Here is a 24,611-nt window from a genome sequence, read left to right as displayed (position 1 = left end):
TCCTACCGGACAGAGGGGGTGTAAAGGATCGCTACAGAACGGCATTCCTTCAGCGTCGCCAGCCCCTCAAAACGCCTCTTTCACCCAACCCTTCGAGAACAGCCATCGGTAGGCCCACGGTATCGTCACCTTGGTCGATACCGGGTTCGAATGGGCGACATAGTCGTCATAGACCGGCTGCATCCTGGCGTAGAAGGCAGGGTCGAGCACCGTCATGCCGTTCTCCAGATCGTGGAAGAAACTGCGGTTGTTGAGATTGACCGACGAGATCGTCACCAGCCTTTCGTCGATCATCATGATCTTGGAGTGCAGCACGACATCGGGCGCCTTGAATTCGCGGATGTTGATGCGGTCGCAATATTTCTCCACGAACAGCTTGTTGAGCGCGGTCAGCAGCTTGCCGCCAATATCGCCCTTGAGGTCGATGCGGCCGACAATGTCGATCCTGACGCCGCGCGCCAGCGCCCGCTCGATGGCCAGGCTGAGCTTCGGCGTCAGATTAAGGTAGGGATTGACGATCTCGATATGGTGCCGGGCAGTGTCGATCAGCTCGACGAAATAGGTCTCGAGCGCATGGTTGTCCTCGTAGGGCACGGAAATGAAATGGCGCACCGTGCCCGGCGGGCGCCGGCTGTCGGAGCGCACCGGAATGGAGAAGGGTCTTGCGATGTTGGTGTCGGCGTCGCGCAGCCACAATGTCGAGAGATGCGCGGCCAGCGTCTCGACCGTGGCCGGGTCGGCAAACTCGATGTCGAAATCGCTCCAGTTCGAATGTAGTTGAGCGAGAGGCCGTCGGTCTTGCCGTATTGCTCGAGGTTCGGATAGCGCGACAGGTCGATCGGCTTGTGGAACAGGAAGCCGTCATGAATGTTGCGGCCGCCGATGATGACGCGCGAGCGGGCGGGATCCTCGGCAAGCGTCGCCAGCATCTTGACGTGATGGGTCTTGTGCAGCTGTGACAGTTGCTCGTCGACCGGCGCGCCGTGGTCGGCCCGCCAACGATATTCCTGCAACTCGACATTGGGATAATCGGCCGCCAGCCGGTGCAGCAGGGCATCGTCCTTGTCGCGCTCCAGCACGTCTGTGACCATGATGCGCACTTTGGTGCCGAGGGCTGCGTGATGGCGGATCAGCCGCTCGATGACGCGGCCGGAAAAATCGGCCTTGAACTCCAGCGACGACAGATAGACCAGCTTGAGTTTCGGCGCGCGCGAGAAATCGAGCGGCAGTTCGGGGTCGGCCTTGTCGAAGGCGCTGTCGGGTAAAGGCGCGCCGAGCAGCGCTTCGACCTTGGCGTTGAAGCCGTCGCGCGACTTGCGTAACAGGCGCGGTGACCCGAGCGGCAGCGAACAGCTCTGCGACAGCCAGCGGCCGGCATAGAAGACGCGGGCGAGTTCATCCAGGCCGGATGGACCGGGCACTGGACAACGCTCGTAGCGGCTGTCGAGCGCGGCTATCGCCGGATAGGCAACCTCTTCGCGCAGGATGGTGAGCGGGGCGCCTGCCGGCGCCAGACTGGAGCTGAGCTTGAGACTGCAGCGGTTCAAACCATCGCTGGGGAACAGGCTGGCGGTTTGCCCGGCCGACAGGCGGAGGCGGAAGGCGGCACCGCTCGCCACGCTGCGCGAGCCACCGCCGGCGCGAATCGCCAGCGCCCCGTCGCAGGCGCCCGATATCTCAACCGGCTGCTTTCCCGCCTGGCGCATCACGATCTCGACCGAGCGCGCCTGCAGGCCGGAAAAGCTGAACGTCTTTGGCGCGGAGGGCCGCGCGGCGGCGTTGACATAGAGCGTCTGCCGCGACACGCGCCAACGGCCGTTGAAATGGCCTTCGCCGGCTGTGCCGCTCACTGCCGGCATCTGTTCGGCGGTAACCGGCTTCGCCAGCCGTTCCAGCGTCCGGTAGGTGGCCTGGAAATCGCGGTTGGCGATGGCGTGGCGGTCATGTCCGAACGGACCGGTGCCGTTCGCCCTGTCGATGGCGCCGATCTGGTTGTGGGCGAGCAGCGCCAGAAACTGCCTTTCATAGTCGCGGGCGCCGGCATCGCCGAAAAACGCTGCTGCTGCAGTCTGCGGTCCCGGCGTGTCGGCCGATAGCGACGGCCGGCCGCAATCCTTCGCATCGGGAAAGAAATCGCAGCTGTGCCGGATCGGGGCGGCGCAACCGGCAAGGGCCGCCAGCCCCAGCCCGGCCAAGGCCAGGCAGATGGCGCGGTTCATCCGGTCGCACCGTTCATCGTCTTCAGTTCAGCCGGATCGCGCGGCGGCAGGAAGCCTTGCGGAAACACCTTGCAGACGGGAAGCGCGAAAGTGGCGATCAAAAGCTCGGCCTCGCCGCGCATCTTTTTCGGCGCTGTCTTGTCATCACGGATCGCCTTTGCCGAGGCGACGAGCGCGCCGTCGCAGTCGCAATGATTATGGCGCGCGATGTAGCAGGCGTCATGGATTTGGCAGGCGCTGTCGAGGCGATTGACAGGGCGAGCCGAGAGGTCGCCGGTGCGGGTGCCGGGACCGCAATAATTGCCGAAGACGAAAGGCGACGGGCGGGCCATTGCGATACGGACCGGCTTGGGCAGTTCGGCTTCCGGAACTTCGGTCCATGGATTGGCGCAGGCGGAAAGCGCGACAAGCGGCAAGATGGCGAGCACCGCTCGCATTTTGATCCGCACCAGCTTTGCAAAAAAGTGTCCCACCCGGCGCAGCCAATCCTTAATGATAGGCGACATCGCGCTTGTTGCCACACTGGCCGATTTTGTGGCGAAGGCAAGGCGGCGCGGCCATCAGACAAACAGCCCGCGCTCTCTCTCGACCGCCTTGGTGATGAAGTTGGCGACGATCTGCACGCGGCGCAGCGGCCGGACCGATTCATGATAGACCAGCCAGTAGGCGCGGCGGATCGGCGTCACGATGTTGACGGGGATCAGCTCCGGCATCGAGCGGGCGACAAAGGTGTGCAAGATGCCGATGCCGGCGCCCGACCGCACCGCTTCGGCCTGGCCCAGCGCTGAGGAGATGGCGAAGCTGGTGCGCCAGTCCGGGCTGAACTCCGCCGCATAGTCGAGCGACGGGCTGACGATCAGGTCTGGGACATAGCCGATCAGCGTATGCTGGCCGAGTTCGGCAGCGGTCTCGGGTAAGCCGTGCGCCTGCGCATAGTCCCGCGAGGCAAACAGGCCGAGGGTGTAGTCGACCAGCTTTCCCGCCACCAGCCTGCCTTCGCTCGGCCGCTCGACGGTGATGGCGATGTCGGCCTCGCGCCGCGACAGCGAGAAGGAACGCGGCACCGGCACCAGCTGGATGGTGAGTTCGCGGTGCAGCGCGGTCAGCGCGCCAAGACGCGTGGCGAGGAATGCGACGCCAAACCCGTCGGGCGCGCCGATGCGCACGGTGCCTGAGATATCGTCGCCTTCGCCCGACACCGCGGAGCGCGCGGCGATCATGTCGGCTTCCATGCGCTCGGCAATGTCGAGAAAGCGCTGGCCGGCCGGCGTCAGCTCGCTGCCGGTGGTAAGCCGGCGAAACAGTTTTGTCCGTAACGCATCCTCAAGCGCTGCGATGCGGCGCGAGACGGTGGCGTGATTGAGTTCCAGCCGCTTGGCGGCGCCAAGGATCTGCCCGGCGCGGGCCACGGCGAGGAAGATGCGGACGTCATCCCAGTTCATGGGGGTGGTCCGGGCTAGCGGCGAACGCGGCGTTCCCGCCCACCCCCCTCTGGCCTGCCGGCCATCTCCCCCGCAAGGAGGGAGATTGGCAGCTCCGCCACCTGCGTCTCTTTTGCTGCGTTGAAGATTTGCGAAGGCGGCGGCCACATCTGATCTCCCCCCTTGCGGGGGAGATGTCCGGCAGGACAGAGGGGGGTGTGACGGAGCGCAACCTTCGGGCCTTTCAGCAATCTGTAATTTGCGGCAATTAATGCACACTCGTCCTTCGTTGTCTATTTCTTGCACAACGGTTGCGTTTCCCCTCGCGTTGCCTTCGCGCCTGCAAAGGCGTTGAATGCTTCATCACAAACTCAGGGAGAGAAACCATGATCGAATACGGTCATTTCATCGGCGGCAAGCATGTCGCCGGGACCAGCGGGCGCAAGCAGGACGTCATGCAGCCCATGGACGGCTCGGTGCGCGGCACGGTGGCGCTGGCGTCGCCGGCGGAACTGCGTGCGGCTGTGCTGAACGCCAAGGAAGCACAGATCAAATGGGCTGCGACCAACCCGCAGCGGCGTGTGCGCGTGCTGATGAAGTTTCTTGAACTGGTTGCTCGCGACTATGACGAACTGGCCGATCTCCTGGCGCGCGAGCACGGCAAGACCATCGCCGACGCCAAGGGCGACATCCAGCGCGGCCTCGAAGTGGTCGAAGTCTGCATCGGTGCGCCTCACATGATGAAGGGCGAGTTCACCGACGGCGCCGGCCCCGGCATCGATGTCTATTCGATGCGCCAGCCGCTTGGCGTCGTTGCCGGCATCACCCCGTTCAATTTCCCGGCGATGATCCCGTTGTGGAAGATTGCCCCGGCGCTGGCCTGCGGCAACGCCTTTATCCTGAAGCCTTCCGAGCGTGACCCTGGCGTGCCGATGCGCATCGCCGAACTGTTCCTCGAGGCTGGCCTGCCGGCTGGCGTTCTCAACGTCGTCAATGGCGACAAGGATGTCGTCGACGCCATCCTCGACGATCCTGATATCAAGGCTATCGGCTTTGTCGGCTCGACGCCGATCGCGCATTACATCTACTCGCGCGGCACGGCCGCGGGAAAACGCGTGCAGTGCTTCGGCGGCGCCAAGAACCACATGATCATCATGCCCGATGCCGACATGGACCAGACCGTCGACGCGCTGATCGGCGCGGGCTACGGCTCGGCCGGCGAGCGCTGCATGGCGATCTCGGTTGCCGTTCCCGTCGGCAACGACACCGCCAACCGGCTGATGGAAAAGCTGATCCCGCGTGTCGAAAGCCTCAAGGTCGGCCCGTCGACGGATTCGTCCGCCGATTTCGGCCCGCTGGTGACGGCGCAGGCATTGGAACGCGTCAAGGGTTATGTCGACACCGGCGTCAAGGAAGGCGCCAAGCTGGTCGTCGATGGCCGCGGCTTCTCCATGCAGGGCTACGAGGATGGCTACTATATGGGCGGCTGCCTGTTCGACAATGTGACCGCCGACATGCGCATCTACAAGGAAGAGATTTTTGGCCCGGTGCTGTCGGTGGTGCGTGCGCCGACCTATGAGAGCGCCATCAAGCTAGCCAACGATCATGAGATGGGCAATGGCGTCGCCATCTTCACCCGTGACGGTGATGCTGCTCGTGATTTTGCTTCGCGCGTCCAGGTCGGCATGGTCGGCATCAACGTGCCGATCCCGGTTCCGATCGCTTACTACACGTTCGGCGGCTGGAAGGCGTCGTCCTTCGGCGACCTCAACCAGCACGGCCCGGACGCGTTCCGCTTCTACACCAAGACCAAGACGGTGACCTCGCGCTGGCCCTCCGGCGTCAAGGACGGTGCCGAGTTCGTCATCCCGACGATGAACTGACCGGACGATTTCGAAGATCGGCAAGAAGGCCCGGGTTCAACGTCCCGGGCCTTTCTTTGTACGAAACCGACATTGGCGATCACGTTCAAGCGATGGAACCAAGAGCCTGTCATCTGCCTTAAATTGCATTCCTGCCGTGTGCAGGCCATCAAAATAGCGCCGGTTGCAGCCGGGGTTCTCGTCTGGCGCAAGGAGGTGTCAGATGACACGACGTCTTGTGGCGGCGATATTCTTTGCGGTGTTCGCGATGTCCGGCATCGCCGAGGCCAAAGCCGATCAATGCGCGGCGCGGACCGACTTGGTCAAGGCGCTCGGCGAGAAGTTCCACGAAAACCAAGCCGCTCGTGGCCTGGTGAACCCGAATGTGGTGCTTGAGATATTCGTCTCCGACCAGGGCACCTGGACCATCCTGGCCACCGACACACACGGCCAAAGCTGCATCATCACGGCTGGCGAAGGCTGGGACGGGGCGACCATGGCCGCAGTCTTGCCGGGCACCTGATAAAGACCGGTCGGAAGTCTGGAGCAGAGACGGAGTTCAGCGTGTGGCGGCCACTTCGGCATGGCCGCGCAGCAGTGCCATAAGGCGTTTGGCGTCCTTGGCGGCAGCCTCTTCGTCACCAGCCAGGATCGAGCGGATTAGCGCGACGTGGTGCTCAGCCGATTCGGCCAGTCCTGTGTCGGCCCTGTAGCGGAACCAGAAGCGGCGGCTGTGGGTCTGCAGGGGCGCGGCCAGACGGGCCGCAAACGGGTTGTCGGCGGCCATCGCCAAGGCCTCGTCGAGCGCCTTGTCGGCCTGGATGAAGGCCAGCACATTGCCCGAGATGACGGCCTTCTGCATGGCAAGGGCTGCCTCATGAAACAGGTCGGCGGCCTCACGGGTGACGAAGCGGGCGGCCGAGCGCGCCAGCACCACCTCGACGCCGCGCCTGGCATCCAGCACGCGCAGCCAGTCGCCGGGATGAAGCGGGGCAATGGCGATGCCGGCGCGTGGCCTGACATCCAGCAGTCCTTCCCAGGCGAGGCGCTGGATCGCTTCGCGCACCGGCGTGCGTCCTAGCGCCAGCTTCTCGATGAGGGCGCCTTCGGTGACAAAGCTCGCCGGCGCCAGTTCCAACGTCACGATCATATGCTCGAGTACATGGTAGGCCTTGGCAGCGGCCGGCTCGGGGTATGCTGTCTCACTGGATATCAAAGGTGGGCTCCTGATATATCTTCCATATATCACAACGGATTCCGCATTGACAGCCGGTTTTCCAACAGATATACGGCTGATATATCAGATGGAGAGACGATCATGTGGACCGGAGTTTTCCCCGCCGTCACGACCAAATTCACCAAAGACGACCGCCTCGACCATGCCGAAATGGAGCGCTGCTTTGCGTTGCAGATGGAGGCAGGCTGCGACGGTATCATCGTCTGCGGTTCGCTCGGCGAAGGGCCGATGCTGTCGCATGACGAGAAGATCGAGGTGCTGAAGACGGCGCAGAAAGTTGCAGGCAACAAGCCGGTGCTGCTGACGGTCAACGAGGCGGGCACCCGCGAGGCGGCGAGCATCGCAAAGCGCGCGAGCCGGGAAGGCGCCAACGGGCTGATGGTGGTACCGAGCCCGATCTATCACACCAACCCGGAAGAGACGGTCGCCGCCTTGCGCGCCGTCGCTCAGGCCGGCGACCTGCCGGTGATGATCTACTCCAACCGCCTCGCCTACCGCGTCGACGTCACCGTCGACCAGATGGAGGAACTGGCCGCCGACAAGCGCTTCGTCGCCATCAAGGAGTCCTCCGACGACATCCGCCGCTCGACAGAGATCATCAACCGCTTCGGGGACCGCTACGATCTGTTCACCGGCGTCGACAATCTCGCCTTCGAGGCGCTGTCGGTCGGCGCCATCGGCTGGGTGGCGGGTCTGGTCGTCGCCTTCCCGCGCGAGACAGTCGCCATCTACCAGCTGATGAAGCAGGGCCGCCGCGAGGAGGCGCTTTCGATCTACCGCTGGTTCCGGCCGCTGCTCGATCTCGATGTCTCGACCTATCTGGTCCAAAACATCAAGCTTGCCGAAGTGCTCGCGATCGACACAAATGACCGCGTGCGCATGCCGCGCCAGCCGCTGTCGGGCGAGCGCCGCAAGACAGTCGAGAAGATCATCAATGACGCGCTGGCGGTACGGCCGAAGCTGCCGCAGTTCTGAAGGCTTTCTTCTCCCCGTGCACGGGGAGAAGATGGCGGCAGCCAGATGAGGGGCAGCGCCGACGTGCAAGGAAATTCCAGGGACACAGAGGAGGGCCGCCGCCCCTCATCCGCCCTTCGGGCCCCGCAGCCCTTCGCTGGCGCTCCGGGCGTTCGTCGTTCGGAAAGCCAAGCAGTTGGCTTTTCCACCGCTTCGCGGACCACTCCTCACCCCCGTGAACGGGGAGAAGGGGTAGATATCGCCATTGTCGGTGGCGGCATTGTCGGCATCTGCGCGGCGGCCATGCTGGCCGAGGCCGGGCGCAGCGTCACGGTCTTCGACCGCACCGGCATCTGCGAGGAGACGAGCTCCGGCAATGCCGCCGGCTTCGCCTTCTCCGACGTGCTGCCGCTGGCGCATAAGGGCATGATGCGGCACTTGCCGAAATGGCTTGCCGATCCGCTCGGGCCACTCAGCATCCCGCCAGCCTATCTGCCGAAGCTGTTGCCTTGGCTGTTGCGCTTCTGGCGCGCCGGCGCACCGGCAAAATATGAGGCGAGCCTTGCTGCTCAGGCAGACATGATGAAGCTCGCCGAGGCCGAATGGATGGGACTGCTCGACCGTTCCGGCACGCGGCCGATGCTGCGCGAAGACGGTTCGCTGGAACTTTATGAAAGCGAGGCCGAGTTTCAGGCCGGCCTCCCGGGCTGGGCGGCGCGCCAGCGCTTCGGCATCGACTTTCGCCATGTCGAAGGCGACGAACTGGCGCGGCTGCAGCCGGGACTGTCGCCGCGCTTCATCAAGGGCACCTTCGTGCCGGGCTGGAAGACCGTCGCCGATCCGAAACTGCTCGGCAAGGCGGTGTGGGCCTATGCCGAAAGGCTGGGCGCGCGTTTCGAAAAGGCGCGCATAGAGCGCGTCGCCGCCAATCCTGATGGCGCGACGCTGACGCTGACCGACGGCACGACCAGGCAGGCAAGACATCTTGTCGTGGCCGCCGGGGCATGGTCGCATCTGCTGGCGAAGGCGCTTGGCGACACCATCCCGCTCGAAACCGAGCGCGGCTACAACACCACACTGCCGAAGACCGCTTTCGACGTGCAGCGAATGCTGATCTTTTCCGGCCATGGCTTCGTCATCACGCCACTCGACACGGGCTTGCGCGTCGGCGGCGCCGTCGAGTTGGGCGGTCTCGACCGGCCGCCGAATTTTGCGCGCTCGAAGGCCATGCTGGAAAAAGCCAGACAATTCCTTCCGGGGCTGGACGCGTCAGGTGGCCGCGAGTGGATGGGGTGTCGCCCGTCGCTGCCGGATTCGTTGCCCGTCATCGGCACGGCGCGCACCGCGTCCAACGTCGTCTACGCCTTTGGCCATGGCCATCTCGGCCTGACCCAGGCGGCGGCCAGCGGCCGCTTGATCCGCGATCTTGTTCTCGGGCAAACTTCGCCGATCGATCTTGCTCCCTTCAGCCCGCAACGGTTTTGAGTTCGAGGAAATCATGGCCAAAAAATCCTTCTTTTGCATCGACGGCCATACCTGCGGTAATCCGGTGCGGCTGGTCGCCGGCGGCGGCCCTTTGCTTCAGGGGCCGACGATGATGGAGCGGCGGGCGCATTTCCTGGCGGAGTATGACTGGATCCGCACCGGGCTGATGTTCGAGCCGCGCGGCCACGATGTCATGTCGGGCTCGATCCTCTATCCGCCGACGCGCGAGGATTGCGACATAGCCATCCTGTTCATCGAGACGTCGGGCTGCCTGCCGATGTGCGGCCACGGCACGATCGGCACGGTGACGATGGCCATCGAACATGGGCTGATCAAGCCGAAGACACCCGGCGTGCTCCGGCTCGACACACCGGCCGGGCTGGTTATCGCCGAATACAAACAAGTCGGCGACTATGTCGAGGAGGTGCGCATCACGAATGTGCCGTCCTTCCTTTATGCCGAGGGACTGACGGTCGACTGCCCGCAGCTTGGCGAGATCACTGTCGATGTCGCCTATGGCGGCAATTTCTACGCAATCGTCGAGCCGCAGGCGAATTTTCGCGACATGGCTGATTATTCCGCCAGCGATTTCATCGCCTGGAGCCCCGTGGTGCGGCAGCGGCTCAACGAGAAGTACTCGTTCGTGCATCCGGAAAACCCCGGCATCAACCGGCTGTCCCACATGCTGTGGACGGGCGAGCCGACAATGGCGGGCGCGGATGCGCGCAACGCGGTCTTCTATGGCGACAAGGCGATCGACCGCTCACCTTGCGGCACCGGCACCTCGGCGCGCATGGCGCAGCTCCATGCCAAGGGCAAGCTCAAGGCCGGCGACAGTTTTGTCCACGAATCGATCATCGGCTCGCTGTTCAAGGGCAAGGTCGAGAGGGACGTCACTGTTGCCGGCAAGCCGGCCATCATTCCTTCGATAGGCGGCTGGGCCCGGATGACCGGCCTGAACACCATCTTCATCGACGACCGCGATCCGTTCGCGCACGGTTTTGTGGTTAAGTGATGCGGTAGGCTGCCGATCATCCACCGAGACCAGGACTTGGACCCAGAGCGGGACCTCTTGGCAAACCAGTCAGCGAAAGGTTAGCGCGTTGGGCGAGGCATCCACCGCCATAAGTCGGGAAGTAACCCATGTTGCAGCTGGTCAGTACGGAATGTGGCTAAAAAACGAAACCCGCCAACAATGCAAGGATTCGTCTCATCACCGAATTTTGACCGGGATTTCTTCGAAATGAGGTCGCTGGCCCGGCTGAATCGTCAAAGACATTGCGTTATGCCAATGATAGGGTCCGCGATAGTCCAGCGGTCGGGAGCAAAAAAACGGGCAATCGGAAGGCGTGCCGGCAAAACACGCTCGACGTTTGAAAAATCACGTTGCAATCCGGGCTCGAAACTTTACGACTAGGGGAAATACGAAAAGGAATGCGTCTGCATGGGCGACATTCCAGGGGAGCCATGTACACATGCAGTACTTTGTCCAGCAGCTTATCAATGGGCTGACGCTGGGATCGATCTATGGGCTGATCGCAATCGGCTACACGATGGTCTACGGCATCATCGGCATGATCAACTTCGCCCACGGCGACATTTTCATGGTCGGGGCATTCGCCGCCCTCGTTGTCTTCCTCATCCTCGGCTCCTTGTTCTATTCGGTCCCGGTCGTCCTGGCGCTGCTGATCATGATGATCGTGGCGATGCTGCTCACCAGCCTCTACAACTGGACGATCGAGAAGGTGGCCTACCGGCCGCTGCGCGGTTCGTTCCGGCTGGCGCCGCTGATCACCGCCATCGGCATGTCGATCGCGCTGTCGAACTTCATCCAGGTGACGCAAGGCCCGCGCAACAAGCCGATCCCGCCGATGGTCAGCCAAGTCTACAACATCAACGGCATCAGCGTGTCGCTGAAGCAGATCATCATCGTCGTCGTCACCGCCCTGCTGCTGGCGCTGTTCTGGTACCTGGTCAACAGGACTTCCCTCGGCCGGGCGCAAAGGGCGTGCGAGCAGGACCGCAAGATGGCGGCGCTGCTCGGCGTCAATGTCGACCGTACGATCTCGATCACCTTCATCATGGGTGCAGCGCTTGCGGCCGTCGCGGGCACGTTGTTCCTGATGTATTACGGCGTCATCGCCTTTTCCGACGGCTTTGTGCCGGGGGTCAAGGCCTTCACCGCGGCCGTTCTCGGCGGCATCGGGTCTCTGCCGGGCGCGGTGCTTGGCGGGCTTTTGATCGGCTTCATCGAGAGCATGTGGTCGGCGTATTTCTCGATCGACTACAAGGACGTCGCGGCGTTCTCGATCCTGGCGATCGTGCTGATCTTCCTGCCTTCCGGCATTTTGGGCCGGCCAGAAGTCGAAAAGGTCTGAGACAATGGCGGTTTCCGTATCCTCGGAGCGCGACACCGTCGCGTCCCCCGTGCAGCGTGCATTGCGCGAAGCGTTCTATGCCGGCGCCATCTCGCTGGGGTTGTTCATTCTCTTCATCGGCCTGAAGACCGACCAGAACATCAGCAACCAGCTGATCCTGGTGCAGCGCTGGTTGCTGCTCATCACCGTGGTCGTGCTGACCATGCTTGGCCGCTTCTTCTACATTGCCTATGGCCAGCCGTTCATGGCCAATCAGAAGATCACCAATGTCGCCACCGGCCTGTTGCCGGCGAGCGTCGCGTCGCGCTTCTTCCTGCTTCCGGCCTTCATCGTCGCCGTCGTGTTGGCGGTTGTCCTGGTTGCGTTCGGCAGCGCCCTGCCGGCGTTGGTCGGACCCGATCTGGCCGGCTACCTTCAGTTCCTGCGCGCATTGGCCGTCATTTACGCGCTCGCTTGCGTGATCTTCTATTTCCGCTCCTTCATCCACGCCAATTTCACCAAGCTCGGGATTGCGGCGCTGGTGCTATACCCGATCCTCGTCGTCGTTGTGCTGTCGATCTACGCGTGGTCGATAACCGGCGGCCTGCAGGGCTCGTTGAAGTGGGTCGACAATTTCGGCATCCAGATCCTGATCTATGTGATGCTGGCCTGGGGGCTGAACATCGTCGTCGGCCTCGCCGGCCTGCTCGATCTCGGCTACGTCGCCTTTTACGCGGTCGGCGCCTATGCCTATGCGTTGCTCGGTTCGCAATACGGCCTGTCGTTCTGGATCCTGCTGCCCGCCGCCGGCGCCATGGCCGCCTTCTGGGGCGTTATGCTCGGCTTTCCGGTGCTCAGGCTTCGTGGCGATTACCTGGCGATCGTGACGCTGGCCTTCGGCGAGATCATCCGCCTGGTGCTGATCAACTGGCGTGAAGTCACCAACGGCTCGGCCGGCATCTCCGGCATCCCGAAGGTCACCTTCTTCGGCCTGATGACGTTTAATTCGACCGACCCGAACTATATCGGCAAGGTGCTGCACATCGCCCAGTCAAGCGCCTACTACAAGATCTTCCTCTACTATCTCATTCTCGGGCTGGCGCTGCTGACCGCCTTCGTCACCATCAGGCTCAGGCGCATGCCTGTCGGCCGCGCCTGGGAGGCGCTGCGCGAGGACGAGATTGCCTGCCGCTCGCTTGGCATCAACACCACCACCACCAAGCTCACCGCCTTTGCCACCGGCGCCATGTTCGGCGGTTTTGCCGGCGCCTTCTTCGCCGCACGGCAAGGCTTCGTCAGCCCTGAATCCTTCGTCTTCCTGGAATCGGCGATCATCCTGGCCATCGTGGTGCTCGGCGGCATGGGCTCGCTGGTCGGCATCGCGGTCGCCGCGCTGGTGATGATCGGCGGCACCGAGGCACTGCGCGAACTCGATTTCCTGAAAAGTGTCTTCGGAAAAGATTTCACGCCGGAGCTTTACCGCATGCTTTTGTTCGGCATGGCGATGGTCATCGTCATGCTGTGGAAGCCGCGCGGCTTTGTCGGCAGCCGTGAACCGACGGCCTTCCTCAGTGAACGAAAAGCGGTCTCCTCCTCCTTCACCAAGGAAGGGCACGGCTGATGAGCGCGACCTCCATTCAGAAGACCAATCCGGGTATGAAAGACGCCATCCTCCAGGTCGAGCATCTTTCGATGAAGTTCGGCGGCCTGATCGCCATCGGCGATCTGTCGTTCCAGGCCAAGCGCGGCGAGATCACCGCTCTGATCGGACCCAATGGCGCCGGCAAGACCACCGTCTTCAATTGCATCACCGGCTTCTACAAGCCGTCGGAAGGCATGATTACGCTCAACCGGGCCGACGGCTCGAGCTTCCTGCTCGAACGGCTGCCCAATCATGAGATCCCGGCGCGCGCCAAGGTGGCGCGCACCTTCCAGAACATCCGCCTGTTCTCGGGCATGACGCTGCTGGAGAATCTGCTGGTTGCCCAGCACAACAAGCTGATGAAGGCATCCGGCTATACGATCCTGGGCCTGTTCGGGATCGGCGGCTACCGCAGAGCCTCGGCTGAATCGGTGGAGCTTGCCAAGCACTGGCTGGAGAAGGCCGATCTTGTCGATCGCGCCGACGATCCGGCCGGCGACCTGCCCTATGGCGCGCAGCGGCGCCTCGAGATTGCGCGCGCCATGTGCACAGGGCCCGAACTTCTGTGCCTCGACGAGCCTGCGGCCGGTCTCAATCCGAAGGAGTCGGCTGCGCTGAATTCGCTGCTGATGGACATCAAGAGCAGTACCTCGATCCTGCTGATCGAACATGACATGTCGGTGGTCATGCAGATTTCCGACCATGTCGTGGTGCTTGAATATGGCCGCAAGATTTCCGACGGCAGCCCGCAATCGGTGCGTACCGACCCGCGCGTCATCGCCGCCTATCTCGGCGTCGACGACGAGGAGGTCGAGACGGTGCTGACCGAGGTCGGCGATGAAGACGTCATCGAGCAGCTGGACATCGGGCCGGATTCGGCTCACGGACCAGGCACATCGTCTTCCTATCTCGCCGGCCCGGTAAGCGACACGATCGGCCACAGCCAGGGCGAGCGGGTCACAGTGTCGAAGGGAGCTTCAAAGGCCACCCAATACGATACAAGAGCCAACTCCGCGCCAAGAGCACCGTCCGAGCGTCTAACGGCCAAGTCCAAGCCGGCGGCCACCAAATCCCCGACAGGCAAGCCGCGCGGAGGGCGTAAGTGATGGCCGAGACAACGCTGCTCGACATCAAGGGCGTCGAGACCTACTACGGCAACATCAAGGCGCTGAACGGCGTCGATGTCCACGTCAACCAGGGCGAGATCGTCGCGCTGATCGGTGCGAACGGTGCCGGCAAGTCGACGCTGATGATGACCATCTTCGGTGCGCCGCGCGCTCGTGCCGGCTCAATCACTTTCGCCGGCACCGACATCACCCAGATGCCGACGCACGAGATCGCCCGCATGCGCATTGCGCAGTCGCCGGAAGGCAGGCGCATTTTCCCGCGCATGACGGTGATGGAAAACCTGCAGATGGGCGCCGGTCTCGACAATCTCAAGCACTATGACGAAGATGCTGAGAAGGTGTTCGCGCTGTTCCCGCGCCTCAAGGAGCGCATTGCCCAGCGCGGCGGCACGCTGTCGGGCGGCGAGCAGCAGATGCTGTCGATCGGACGTGCGCTGATGGCGCGGCCTAAGCTGCTGTTGCTCGACGAGCCGTCGCTGGGTCTGGCGCCGCTGATCGTCAAGCAGATCTTCGATGCCATCCGCGAGCTGAACCGCACGCAAGGGCTGACCGTGTTCCTGGTCGAGCAGAACGCCTTCGGCGCGCTCAAACTCGCCACGCGCGGCTATGTCATGGTCAACGGCAACGTGACCATGAGCGGCACAGGCAAGGAATTGCTCGCCAATCCGGAAGTGCGGGCGGCCTATCTCGAAGGCGGCCATCACTGATTTTGGAGCGGAATGTATGCATACGGTATTCCGCTCCAACTTGTTTGTTTGTCGCATGACCTTTGTCCGAAAAGTCTGCAACTTTTCGGGATCATGCTAGGGAGTCTTCATCATGCAAGGCATTCTTCACGAGGAACCTTCCATCTGGCAGTTCTTCTTCGTCACCTGTCTGCTCGGCGGCTGGGCGGCATGGATGACCGGCAAGGCCAGCGCCCAGACATGGCGCAGCCTGCCGGCGCTGTTCGCCTATCTGCTGGGTCTCGGCATAGGCATCAGGTTCATCCATCATGCCTTGTTCGGCGGCACGATGTTTTCGCTGCAATACTATGTCGTGGACACAATCGTGCTCATGATATTGGGATTTGTCGGCTATCAATACACGCGTACGAACCAGATGGTGACGCAGTATAATTGGCTTTACGAACGGGCTTCGATCTTAAGCTGGAAACCGAAAGGTTGACGTTCATCATTAACGCCGTTCCGGGGATGAATCGGCGTGACAAGGGCCTGAAAATCGGCAAAGTACGCTTTCTGCGATAAGGGTGGGCATCGCATGAAAGTTTCATCCACGCCCACCTCGTAAATGGGAGCGTTTAAATGAAGAAATCACTTTTGTCCGCCGTTGCCCTGACCGCGCTTGTCGCGTTCGGTGGCAATGCATGGGCTGACGTTATCGTCGGCGTCGCAGGTCCGATCACCGGTCCGAATGCGGCCTTCGGTGCGCAGCTGCAGAAGGGTGCGGAAGCGGCCGTTGCCGACATCAACGCCGCAGGCGGCATGAACGGCGAGCAGATCAAGCTCGAAGTCGGCGACGACGTCTCCGATCCGAAGCAGGGCATTTCGGTCGGCAACAAGTTCGTCGGCGACGGCGTGAAATTCGTGATCGGCCACTTCAACTCGGGCGTCTCGATCCCGGTTTCGCAGGAAGTCTACGTCGACAACAACATCGTCGAAGTGACGCCTGCGGCGACCAACCCGAAATTCACCGAGCGCGGCCTGTGGAACGTGTTCCGCACCTGCGGACGCGATGACCAGCAGGGCGGCATCGCCGGCGGCTATATCGCGACCAACTTCAAGGACGCCAAGGTTGCCGTCATCCACGACAAGACCCCCTATGGTCAGGGCCTTGCCGACGAGACCAAGAAGGCGATGAACGCAGCCGGCCTGACCGAAGTCATGTACGAAGGCGTCAATGTCGGCGACAAGGACTTCTCGGCGCTGATTGCCAAGATGAAGGACGCCGGTGTTACCCTGATCTATTGGGGCGGCCTGCATACCGAAGCCGGCCTGATCATCCGCCAGTCGGCGGACCAGGGCCTCAAGGCTACCCTGATGTCGGGCGACGGCATCGTCACCGACGAGCTGGCTGCGATCGCCGGCGATGCGGTTATCGGCACGCTCAACACCTTCGGTCCCGATCCGCGCCTGATCCCCGAGAACAAGGCACTGGTCGAGAAGTTCCGCGCCCAGGGCTTCGAGCCGGAAGCCTACACTCTCTACTCCTACGCCGCCATGCAGGTGATCGCCGAGGCCGCTGCCGTGGCCAAGTCGAACGACCCCGTGGAAGTGGCCAAGGCGCTGCACGAGAAGGGTCCGTTCAAGACCGTTCTGGGCGATCTCGCCTATGACGCGAAGGGCGATCCGAAGCTCCCGGGCTACATCATGTACGAATGGAAGAAGGGTCCGGACGGCAAGATCTCCTGGTTCCCGAAGTCGTAATTCGGAACACAGCTCTATGGAATGCCCGGCGCTCGCGCCGGGCATTTTTTCTTTGGTGACAGGGCGGCAGCGAGGGTGGCTGGATAAGCCGCTAGCCGGGTCGAATTTTTGCGGGCACGACAATTAGCGTCACCTCGCGACGCCAATCGCACGCATCTTTTCGAGCGGTGGTGCTAGAATCCCATTTAAATCGGTTTAAGCTCTCCCCGATTTTGGTTGCACTGCAGCATTTTCGCGTTAATCATGCCTCTGCCCCATCCCTCCCTGTCCGGAGCCTCCTTCCTTGGCCATCACGAAGATCCTCGTCGCCAACAGGTCCGAAATTGCCATCCGCGTCTTTCGCGCGGCAAACGAGCTCGGCCTCAAAACCGTGGCGATCTGGGCCGAGGAGGACAAATATTCACTTCATCGGTTCAAGGCCGATGAAAGCTACCAAGTCGGGCGCGGGCCGCATCTGGCCAGGGACATGGGGCCGATCGAAAGCTATCTGTCGATCGAGGAAGTGATCCGCGTCGCCAAGCTGTCCGGCGCCGACGCCATCCATCCGGGCTATGGCCTTCTGTCGGAAAGCCCTGAATTCGCAGATGCCTGCGCCGAGGCCGGCATCACCTTCATAGGACCGAAGCCCGACACGATGCGCCGGCTCGGCAACAAGGTCGCCGCACGCAATCTGGCCATCGAGGTCGGCGTGCCGGTGGTGCCGGCAACCGAACCGCTGCCGGACGACATGGAAGCAGTCAAGCAGCTCGCCAAGACAGTCGGCTATCCGGTGATGCTCAAGGCATCATGGGGCGGGGGCGGGCGCGGCATGCGCGCCATCCGCGCGGAAGCCGACCTCGCCCGCGAGGTGATGGAGGGCAAGCGCGAGGCCAAGGCCGCCTTCGGCAAGGACGAGGTCTATCTCGAAAAGCTGATAGAGCGCGCCCGCCATGTCGAGGTCCAGGTGCTCGGCGACACGCATGGCAACGCGGTGCATCTGTTCGAGCGCGACTGCTCGATCCAGCGCCGCAACCAGAAGGTCGTCGAACGGGCGCCGGCGCCCTATCTCAGCGAGGCATTGCGCCAGGAGCTTTGCGGCTATGCGCTCAAGATCGCGCGCGAGACCAGCTATATCGGCGCCGGTACGGTGGAATTCCTGCAGGACGCCGACACCGGCAAATTCTACTTCATCGAGGTCAATCCGCGCATCCAGGTCGAGCACACCGTGACCGAGCAGGTGACCGGCATCGACATCGTCAAGGCGCAGATCCACATACTGGACGGCTTTGCCATCGGCACGAAAGAGTCGGGCGTGCCGGCGCAGGCCGACATCAGGCTGAACGGTCATGCGCTGCAGTGCCGCATCACGACCGAGGATCCGGAGCATAGTTTCATTCCGGACTACGGCCGCATCACCGCTTATCGCGAAGCCGCCGGTTTCGGCATCCGCCTCGACGGCGGCACCGCCTATTCGGGCGCGGTCATCACCCGCTTCTACGATCCGCTGCTGGAGAAGGTGACTGCCTGGGCGCCGACACCGGCCGAGGCGATCGCCCGCATGAACCGGGCCTTGCGCGAGTTCCGCATCCGCGGCGTGGCGACCAACCTCACCTTCCTCGAGGCAATCATCAACCACCCGCGCTTCGCCGACAATTCCTATACGACCAGGTTCATCGACACGACGCCGGAGCTGTTCGCGCAGGTGAAGCGGCAGGACCGCGCCACCAAGCTGCTCAACTATCTGGCCGACGTCAGCGTCAACGGCCATCCCGAAACCCGCGGCCGTCCGATGCCCAAGGCCGATGCGGCAGCGCCTGTCGTGCCCTATCTCAACGGCAATGTGCCTGATGGCAGCAAGCAGAAGCTCGACGCGTTGGGGCCGGAGAAATTCGCTGCCTGGATGCGTGAGCAAAAAGAGGTGCTTGTCACCGACACGACGATGCGCGACGGCCACCAGTCGCTGCTCGCCACCCGTATGCGCACGCATGACATTGCCGGCATCGCCGGCACATATGCGCGGGCGCTGCCGCGGCTGCTGTCGCTGGAATGCTGGGGCGGCGCCACTTTCGACGTCGCCATGCGCTTCCTCACCGAGGATCCGTGGGAGCGGTTGAGCAAAGTGCGCGAAGCGGCCCCCAACCTTTTGCTGCAGATGCTTCTGCGCGGCGCCAATGGCGTCGGCTACACCAACTATCCCGACAATGTCGTGCAACATTTCGTCAGCCAGGCAGCGGCCGGTGGGGTCGACCTGTTCCGCGTCTTCGACTGCCTGAACTGGGTCGAGAATATGCGCGTCGCCATGGACGCGGTGGGCGCCGAGGGCAAGCTGGTCGAAGCGGCGATCTGCTACACCGGCGACATCCTCGATCCGGCGCGCGCCAAATACGACCTTAAATACTATGTCGGGCTGGCGAAGGAATTGCAGGCCGCCGGCGCCCATATCATCGCCGTCAAGGACATGGCCGGGCTTTTGAAGCCGGCTGCCGCCCGCGTGCTGTTCAAGGCGCTGCGCGAGGCGACCGACCTGCCGATCCATTTCCACACCCACGACACGTCAGGCCTGTCGGCGGCGACGGTGCTGGCCGGCGTGGAAAGCGGCGTCGACGCCATCGACGCGGCGATGGATTCCTTCTCCGGCAACACCTCGCAGCCTTGCCTGGGCTCGATCGTCGAGGCGCTGAAGGGAACCGAGCGCGATCCCGGCCTCGATCCGCAATGGATCCGCAAAATCTCCTTCTACTGGGAAGCGGTGCGCAACCAGTATGCCGCCTTCGAAAGCGACCTCAAGGGGCCAGCCTCGGAAGTCTATCTGCACGAAATGCCGGGCGGCCAGTTCACCAACCTCAAGGAACAGGCGCGTTCGCTGGGGCTGGAAACGCGTTGGCACGAGGTGGCACAAGCCTATCACGACGTCAATTTGATGTTCGGTGACATCGTCAAGGTGACGCCGTCGTCCAAGGTGGTCGGCGACATGGCGCTGATGATGGTGAGCCAGGATCTGACCGTTGCCGACGTCGAAAACCCAGCCAAGGACATCGCCTTCCCGGACTCGGTCGTCTCGATGCTGCGCGGCGATCTCGGCCAGTCGCCCGGCGGCTGGCCTGCGAAGCTGCAGAAGAAGGCACTGAAGGAAAGCAAGCCGATCACCGAGCGCTCGGGCTCGCTGCTCAAGCCAGCCGACCTCAAGGCCAGCCGCAAGGAGATCGAGCAGAAGCTGGAGCGCAAGCTCTCGGAGTACGAATTCGCCTCCTGGCTGATGTATCCGAAGGTGTTCACCGACTTCGCCGCCGCGCAGGAAACCTACGGGCCGGTCAGTGTGCTGCCGACGCCGACCTATTTCTACGGCATGAAGTCCGAGGATGAGATCTTCCTGGACATCGAAAAAGGCAAGACGCTTGTAGTGCGCTGCCTTGCGATCGGCGACGTCGATGAGAAGGGCATGGTCACCGTGTTCTTCGAGCTCAACGGCCAGCCGCGCCGTGTCCGGGTGCCGGACAGGGCGCATGGCGCCTCGGCGGCCAAGGCTCGGCGCAAGGCCGAGCCCGGCAACGAGGCGCATGTCGGCGCGCCGATGCCGGGCGTGGTCTCCGCCCTTTCGGTTGCCGCCGGCCAAGCGGTCAAGGCCGGCGACGTGCTGTTGTCGATCGAAGCCATGAAGATGGAGACGGCCCTGCATGCCGAGCGCGACGGCACAGTGGCCGAAGTGCTGGTCAAGGCCGGCGATCAGATCGATGCGAAGGATCTGTTGATCGCGTTTGGCTGACGCGCGGATCCATCACACTGGGACGGCTGGCAGCAGCCGTTGATGGAGCATCGATAATGGCTTGACCCGCCGCGCCTGCTCGGGCATCGAACCCGCTCCCAATTTACCGCGCCAGAATCGCGGTGCTTAAAAAGTAGCGGAGAAAAAACATGGCCGACGACATCACAGATACCAGCCAGACTGTTGCCGCCGGCCAGTTGCGCGCCTTCATCGAGCGCATCGAGCGGCTCGAGGAAGAAAAGAAGACCATCGCCGACGACATCAAGGAAGTGTTCGCCGAGGCCAAGGGCACCGGCTTCGACACCAAGGCGATGCGGTCGATCATCCGGCTGCGCAAGAAGGACCAGGCCGAGCGCCAGGAAGAGGAAACCATCCTCGATCTCTACAAGGCCGCGCTCGGCATGGTGTAAGGCTGTCTGGAAATTCCACTCCGGCTGATATCGCCGGAGCGAATTTCGAAACAGTCTCGGGCCAAGGAATGATGCTGGAACGGGCATCGAACCATGAGCGAATTCGACTTCGGCGCCCGCCGCGCCTCTGAATTCCGCCAACGCAGCTTCTGGGCGCTGTTCGCCGAACGGCATCCGGAGGAACGCGCTTCCATGGCGCGGCGCGGACCCTGGTTCTGGCAGCGCGGGCTGCCTGACTTCGCTCTGGTCCTGTCCATGTATGTCGCGCCGGCGCAAAGCCAAGTTGGCGTCTTTTTCGGCCGTAACGAGAAGTTCGGCGCGACCGGGGTCTGGTCGCGGCTGAAGCGGTTCCAACCGGCAATCGAAGACAGGCTGAAGCTCAGGCCGGAGCAGAGCTGCGAGGGCCTCGGCATCAATTCGATGTGGCGGGTGAACTGCTATGCCGAGGACAACTGGCCGGCCATGGCCGACTGGCTGGTGACGGAATGCTCGCGCTTCGAGCGCGCCGTCACCGACGTGCTGAGAGAGGGATAGCTATCAGGTGTTGGTGCAAAGCATCGGATCCTTCTTCGGCTCGCGCTGGCAAGGCGCGGTTCCGGTCGAGCGGTTGTTCTGGCGCGATCTAGTCCTTGTCGGCACGGCGATCAACATCACCTCGTCGGTGGCCGCGCTCATTCTGCTCGGCTTGAAGCTGCCGCTCGCCGTCGTCCTGGCGGTGCATTTCGCGCCCGTGCCCTACAACATCTTTCTGACCTTTGCCGTCTGGCGAACCACGGAAAAATCCAGTGGCGCCAAGGCTTCGTTGATGACGCTCGGGGCTACGCTTTGGCTGATCCTGGTGGTGGTTGTCTGAGAAGATTGACACGAAAAAGGGCGGCCGAAGCCGCCCTTTGAAGATGGTGGTCAAGCCGCGGCTTAAGCCGCCGGCTCGAATTTCAGCGCCACGCCGTTGATGCAATAGCGCAGGCCGGTCGGCGGCGGGCCGTCCTCGAAGACATGGCCGAGATGGCTGCCGCAGCGGGCGCAGTGGCATTCGGTGCGGACCATGCCGTAGCTGCGGTCGACGGTGTTTTCGACCGAACCGGGCACCGGATCATTGAAGCTCGGCCAGCCGGTGCCGCTCTCGAACTTGAGCTTGGATTCGAACAGCGGCTGGTCGCAGCCGACGCAGGAAAAGGTGCCGGCGCGCTTTTCGTAGAGCAGCGCGCAGCTTCCGGGCCGTTCGGTGCCATGGCCGCGCATGACCGCATATTGCTCGGGCGTCAGGCGGGCGCGCCATTCGGCGTCGGTGCGGGTGACAGGGTAGGTGTGGGTGTCCATTTGATCTCCTCAGCCTTGGCGGCTTGTTGTTGGTTGCAAGCTATATTCGCTTAGAGATAGGCGTTTGTTACGTGTTTTGCTCGCATTTTCAGCCGAGCTCCTACCCAATCGCCTGAAGATAGCGGGCGATCGACGCATGAAATGCCGTTCTTGCGCCGCCGATGATGTTCTGCTGCCACCACGCGCCGTAGATGTCGTCGAATTCGAAAGGCTCAAGTGCCGCCGCGATGCGTCGCACGGCCGGCGCATTGAGCGGAATGTAGTTCGGATAGCTGTACATGAAGCTGACATGGCGACGCGTCGGCGTCACCTGCAATATGTCGCCGGACAGCAGGGCGTTACCGTCATCGCGTTTCCAATGCAGCACCTGGCCGCCGGCAAAATGGCCACCGCAACGCACGAGTGTCAGCGACGGGTTTATGGCCAGCGTCTCGCCCGCCCAGCTGACGATGGCGTTGTGCGGCCGCATAATCCACTGGCGGTCGTCGGCATGGAGATAGATCGGCACGCCGCCAAACGCCTCGCTCCACTCGACCATCACCGAATAATAGTGGCAGTGCGAAATGGCGATCGCGGCCAGGCCGCCGCGACGGTTGATTTCGGCTACCGCCTCGTCGCTCACCATCGAGATGCAATCCCACAGCACATTGCCGTGCGGCGTCTGCGCCAGCAGCGCCCGCTGGCCGATAGCAAAGCGCGGCTCGATGCCGAAAGCGAGAACGCCGGCATCGTCCTTCATCACAAGCCTATGCCCGGCAGAGAGTTCTTCCCCAGTGATCCAGGCCTGGCCTTCCCAGCGCACATATTGCCGCTCGTCCTCGCAGATCGGGCAATTTTCTGGAGGGGTCTGCGTTGCCGCGAACTGGACGCCGCATTGCGGGCAAAGAAAGCAGGTCATCGGTTTTCCTCTCATATCAACGCTTGCGTGAGAGCTGCTTCGTCGCGGTTTCCAACCCGGCCAGCGTCAGTGGGAACATGCGGCCGCCGAAGAGATCGCGGATCATCGCGATCGAATGGGTGAAGCCCCAGTTTTTCTGGTTTTCGGGGTTCAGCCAGACCGCATTCGGCCATTGCTGGATGAGGCGGTCAAGCCAGACACTGCCGGCTTCCGGGTTCCAATGCTCGACCGAACCGCCGGGATGCGCGATCTCGTAAGGGCTCATCGAGGCATCGCCGACGACGATCACCTTGTAGTCGGGGCCGTATTTGTGAAGCAGATCGAAGGTCGGGATGGTCTCGGCATGCCTGCGCCGGTTGTCCTTCCAGACGCCCTCGTAAAGGCAGTTGTGGAAGTAAAAATATTCGAGCTGGCGGAATTCGGCGCGGGCGGCCGAAACAGCTCCTCGACGCTCTTGATGTGGTCGTCCATCGAGCCGCCGACATCGAAGAACATCAAGAGCTTCACGGCGTTGCGCCGTTCGGGGCGCGTCTGCACATCGAGATAGCCGTGCTCGGCGGTGGCATGGATGGTGCCGGGCAGGTCGAACTCTTCCTCCGCACCCTCGCGCACCCAGCGACGCAGGCGCTTCAGCGCCACCTTGATGTTGCGGGTGCCGAGCTCGACGGCGTCGTCGAAATTTTTGAACTCGCGCTTGTCCCAGACTTTCACCGCACGGCGATTGCGGCTTTCATGCTGGCCGATGCGCACGCCTTCGGGATTGTAGCCATAGGCGCCGAAAGGCGAAGTGCCGCCGGTGCCGATCCATTTCGAGCCGCCCTGGTGGCGGCCTTTCTGTTCCTCCAGCCGCTGCTTCAGTGTCTCCATCAGCTTGTCGAAACCGCCGAGCGCCTCGATCAGTTTCTTCTCTTCCTCGGTCAGGTGCTTTTCGGCGAGCCGGCGCAGCCATTCCTCAGGGATGTTGGCGACACCGACGGCATCGGGGCCGGTGAGCGCCTCGATCCCCTTGAAGACATGCGCAAACACCTGGTCGAAGCGGTCGATATGGCGTTCGTCCTTCACAAGCGCGGCGCGGGCGAGGTAGTAAAAACCCTCGACGTCATAGTCGACCAGCCCGGCCTCCAGCCCTTCCAGCAGCGACAGATATTCCCTGAGCGAAACGGGAACCCGCGCGGCCTTCAGTTCGAGAAAGAAGGGGAGGAACATGGTTGGCCGTTATCTATGCCGAACGGTCACGGCGGAGTCGCCACGGGCACTGTCGATTTCGCCGGATTGCAGAAGATTTGCCACAGTACGTGGGTTGGGCATGGGCAAGTGCTTCGCGATGCGGGCTTCCGCCCATTCGCGCATAGCCGAGGCGGCGTCGGCTATCGCTTCCGCCGGGTTTGCGCCGGCCCCGTGGCAGCCGGCGAGACCGGGCATCCGCACTCCCCAAACGCCGTCACTGCCATCCAGGATTCCGACATAGCGGATCATTCGGCTCCTTCCGCGTTATTTCGATCGCGCTCGCA

The 24,611-nt window shown here is 62.7% G+C and carries 22 protein-coding genes and 2 pseudogenes; 15 read left to right on the top strand and 9 right to left on the bottom strand.

Annotation, left to right across the window (positions count from 1 at the left end):
* Nucleotides 1-66: 66 nt before the first annotated feature.
* The 4 genes from NKK52_RS23055 to NKK52_RS23040 form a co-directional block, all read right to left on the bottom strand.
* Nucleotides 67-612, bottom strand: coding sequence for a phospholipase D-like domain-containing protein (locus NKK52_RS23055; protein WP_245263106.1), 546 nt, complete (start codon nt 610-612; stop codon nt 67-69).
* Nucleotides 546-2,219 carry a phospholipase D-like domain-containing protein gene (locus NKK52_RS23050; protein ID WP_245263107.1) on the bottom strand — a complete coding sequence of 558 codons (1,674 nt, stop codon included), beginning with the start codon at nt 2,217-2,219 and terminating at the stop codon, nt 546-548. Before NKK52_RS23050 ends, NKK52_RS23055 begins: the two co-directional genes overlap by 67 nt.
* Entirely contained in the window at nt 2,216-2,656 is a 441-nt protein-coding gene (locus tag NKK52_RS23045; RefSeq protein WP_023684130.1) for a phospholipase A2 family protein, read from the bottom strand. Before NKK52_RS23045 ends, NKK52_RS23050 begins: the two co-directional genes overlap by 4 nt.
* A gap of 123 nt (nt 2,657-2,779) precedes the next feature.
* On the bottom strand, nt 2,780-3,661 hold the full coding sequence (locus NKK52_RS23040; RefSeq protein ID WP_023668708.1) for a LysR family transcriptional regulator: 882 nt from the start codon (nt 3,659-3,661) through the stop codon (nt 2,780-2,782).
* A 365-nt stretch (nt 3,662-4,026) separates the two neighbouring features.
* On the opposite strand from NKK52_RS23040, the gene NKK52_RS23035 reads away from it, so the two are divergent.
* A complete protein-coding gene (locus NKK52_RS23035; protein WP_023684131.1) occupies nt 4,027-5,523 on the top strand; it encodes a CoA-acylating methylmalonate-semialdehyde dehydrogenase in 1,497 nt (498 codons plus the stop codon).
* A gap of 202 nt (nt 5,524-5,725) precedes the next feature.
* Nucleotides 5,726-6,025 (top strand): hypothetical protein, encoded by a 300-nt coding sequence (locus NKK52_RS23030; RefSeq protein WP_023684132.1) that lies wholly within the window; start codon nt 5,726-5,728, stop codon nt 6,023-6,025.
* Between the two features lie 36 nt (nt 6,026-6,061).
* On the opposite strand, the gene NKK52_RS23025 is transcribed toward NKK52_RS23030, so the two are convergent.
* Nucleotides 6,062-6,751, bottom strand: a complete 690-nt coding sequence (locus NKK52_RS23025) for a GntR family transcriptional regulator (protein WP_502902994.1) — start codon at nt 6,749-6,751, stop codon at nt 6,062-6,064.
* 69 nt (nt 6,752-6,820) lie between these two features.
* Between NKK52_RS23025 and NKK52_RS23020 the strand changes: the two genes are divergently transcribed.
* The 13 genes and pseudogenes from NKK52_RS23020 (at nt 6,821) to NKK52_RS22960 (ending at nt 21,735) form a co-directional block, all read left to right on the top strand.
* Nucleotides 6,821-7,714, top strand: a complete 894-nt coding sequence (locus tag NKK52_RS23020) for a dihydrodipicolinate synthase family protein (protein ID WP_023684134.1) — start codon at nt 6,821-6,823, stop codon at nt 7,712-7,714.
* A gap of 45 nt (nt 7,715-7,759) precedes the next feature.
* The gene (locus NKK52_RS23015) at nt 7,760-9,178 is read left to right on the top strand and encodes an NAD(P)/FAD-dependent oxidoreductase (RefSeq protein ID WP_280940314.1); all 1,419 of its coding nucleotides are present in this window, start codon (nt 7,760-7,762) and stop codon (nt 9,176-9,178) included.
* A gap of 13 nt (nt 9,179-9,191) precedes the next feature.
* A complete protein-coding gene (locus tag NKK52_RS23010) occupies nt 9,192-10,193 on the top strand; it encodes a 4-hydroxyproline epimerase (protein WP_023684136.1) in 1,002 nt (333 codons plus the stop codon).
* A gap of 460 nt (nt 10,194-10,653) precedes the next feature.
* On the top strand, nt 10,654-11,556 hold the full coding sequence (locus tag NKK52_RS23005; RefSeq protein ID WP_023684137.1) for a branched-chain amino acid ABC transporter permease: 903 nt from the start codon (nt 10,654-10,656) through the stop codon (nt 11,554-11,556).
* A gap of 4 nt (nt 11,557-11,560) precedes the next feature.
* A complete protein-coding gene (livM, locus tag NKK52_RS23000; protein ID WP_023684138.1) occupies nt 11,561-13,156 on the top strand; it encodes a high-affinity branched-chain amino acid ABC transporter permease LivM in 1,596 nt (531 codons plus the stop codon).
* Nucleotides 13,156-14,262, top strand: a pseudogene (locus NKK52_RS22995) (ABC transporter ATP-binding protein); the annotation flags it as partial. The gene livM and the pseudogene NKK52_RS22995, both read left to right, overlap by 1 nt.
* Nucleotides 14,263-14,282: 20 nt before the next feature.
* The gene (locus tag NKK52_RS22990; protein ID WP_023668718.1) at nt 14,283-15,011 is read left to right on the top strand and encodes an ABC transporter ATP-binding protein; all 729 of its coding nucleotides are present in this window, start codon (nt 14,283-14,285) and stop codon (nt 15,009-15,011) included.
* Nucleotides 15,012-15,123: 112 nt separating this feature from the next.
* The gene (locus NKK52_RS22985; protein ID WP_023668719.1) at nt 15,124-15,471 is read left to right on the top strand and encodes a DUF6867 family protein; all 348 of its coding nucleotides are present in this window, start codon (nt 15,124-15,126) and stop codon (nt 15,469-15,471) included.
* A 137-nt stretch (nt 15,472-15,608) separates the two neighbouring features.
* Nucleotides 15,609-16,730: a branched-chain amino acid ABC transporter substrate-binding protein gene (locus NKK52_RS22980; RefSeq protein ID WP_023668720.1), complete on the top strand. Its 1,122-nt coding sequence runs from the start codon at nt 15,609-15,611 to the stop codon at nt 16,728-16,730.
* A gap of 283 nt (nt 16,731-17,013) precedes the next feature.
* Entirely contained in the window at nt 17,014-20,472 is a 3,459-nt protein-coding gene (gene pyc / locus NKK52_RS22975; protein WP_023684139.1) for a pyruvate carboxylase, read from the top strand.
* Nucleotides 20,473-20,621: 149 nt separating this feature from the next.
* Nucleotides 20,622-20,882, top strand: a complete 261-nt coding sequence (locus tag NKK52_RS22970; RefSeq protein WP_023668722.1) for a DUF2312 domain-containing protein — start codon at nt 20,622-20,624, stop codon at nt 20,880-20,882.
* A 93-nt stretch (nt 20,883-20,975) separates the two neighbouring features.
* On the top strand, nt 20,976-21,416 hold the full coding sequence (locus NKK52_RS22965) for a hypothetical protein (protein WP_023684140.1): 441 nt from the start codon (nt 20,976-20,978) through the stop codon (nt 21,414-21,416).
* Between the two features lie 7 nt (nt 21,417-21,423).
* Nucleotides 21,424-21,735, top strand: coding sequence for a hypothetical protein (locus tag NKK52_RS22960; RefSeq protein WP_031196451.1), 312 nt, complete (start codon nt 21,424-21,426; stop codon nt 21,733-21,735).
* A gap of 62 nt (nt 21,736-21,797) precedes the next feature.
* Here the strand turns inward: NKK52_RS22960 and msrB are convergent, their stop codons facing one another.
* From msrB to NKK52_RS22940, 4 genes and pseudogenes are all read right to left on the bottom strand, one after another.
* Entirely contained in the window at nt 21,798-22,202 is a 405-nt protein-coding gene (msrB, locus tag NKK52_RS22955; RefSeq protein WP_013529102.1) for a peptide-methionine (R)-S-oxide reductase MsrB, read from the bottom strand.
* A 100-nt stretch (nt 22,203-22,302) separates the two neighbouring features.
* On the bottom strand, nt 22,303-23,100 hold the full coding sequence (locus NKK52_RS22950) for an MBL fold metallo-hydrolase (RefSeq protein WP_023684142.1): 798 nt from the start codon (nt 23,098-23,100) through the stop codon (nt 22,303-22,305).
* 16 nt (nt 23,101-23,116) lie between these two features.
* Nucleotides 23,117-24,306: pseudogene (locus tag NKK52_RS22945) on the bottom strand (vWA domain-containing protein).
* Between the two features lie 9 nt (nt 24,307-24,315).
* The gene (locus NKK52_RS22940) at nt 24,316-24,576 is read right to left on the bottom strand and encodes a type II toxin-antitoxin system HicB family antitoxin (RefSeq protein ID WP_023684143.1); all 261 of its coding nucleotides are present in this window, start codon (nt 24,574-24,576) and stop codon (nt 24,316-24,318) included.
* Between the last annotated feature and the right edge of the window lie 35 nt (nt 24,577-24,611).

It is taken from the genome of Mesorhizobium sp. C277A (assembly GCF_040324395.1).
Taxonomy (GTDB): Bacteria; Pseudomonadota; Alphaproteobacteria; order Rhizobiales; family Rhizobiaceae; genus Mesorhizobium.
Note: the sequence above shows the minus strand (reverse complement) of the source record. Positions and strands in the feature narration are given on the sequence as shown.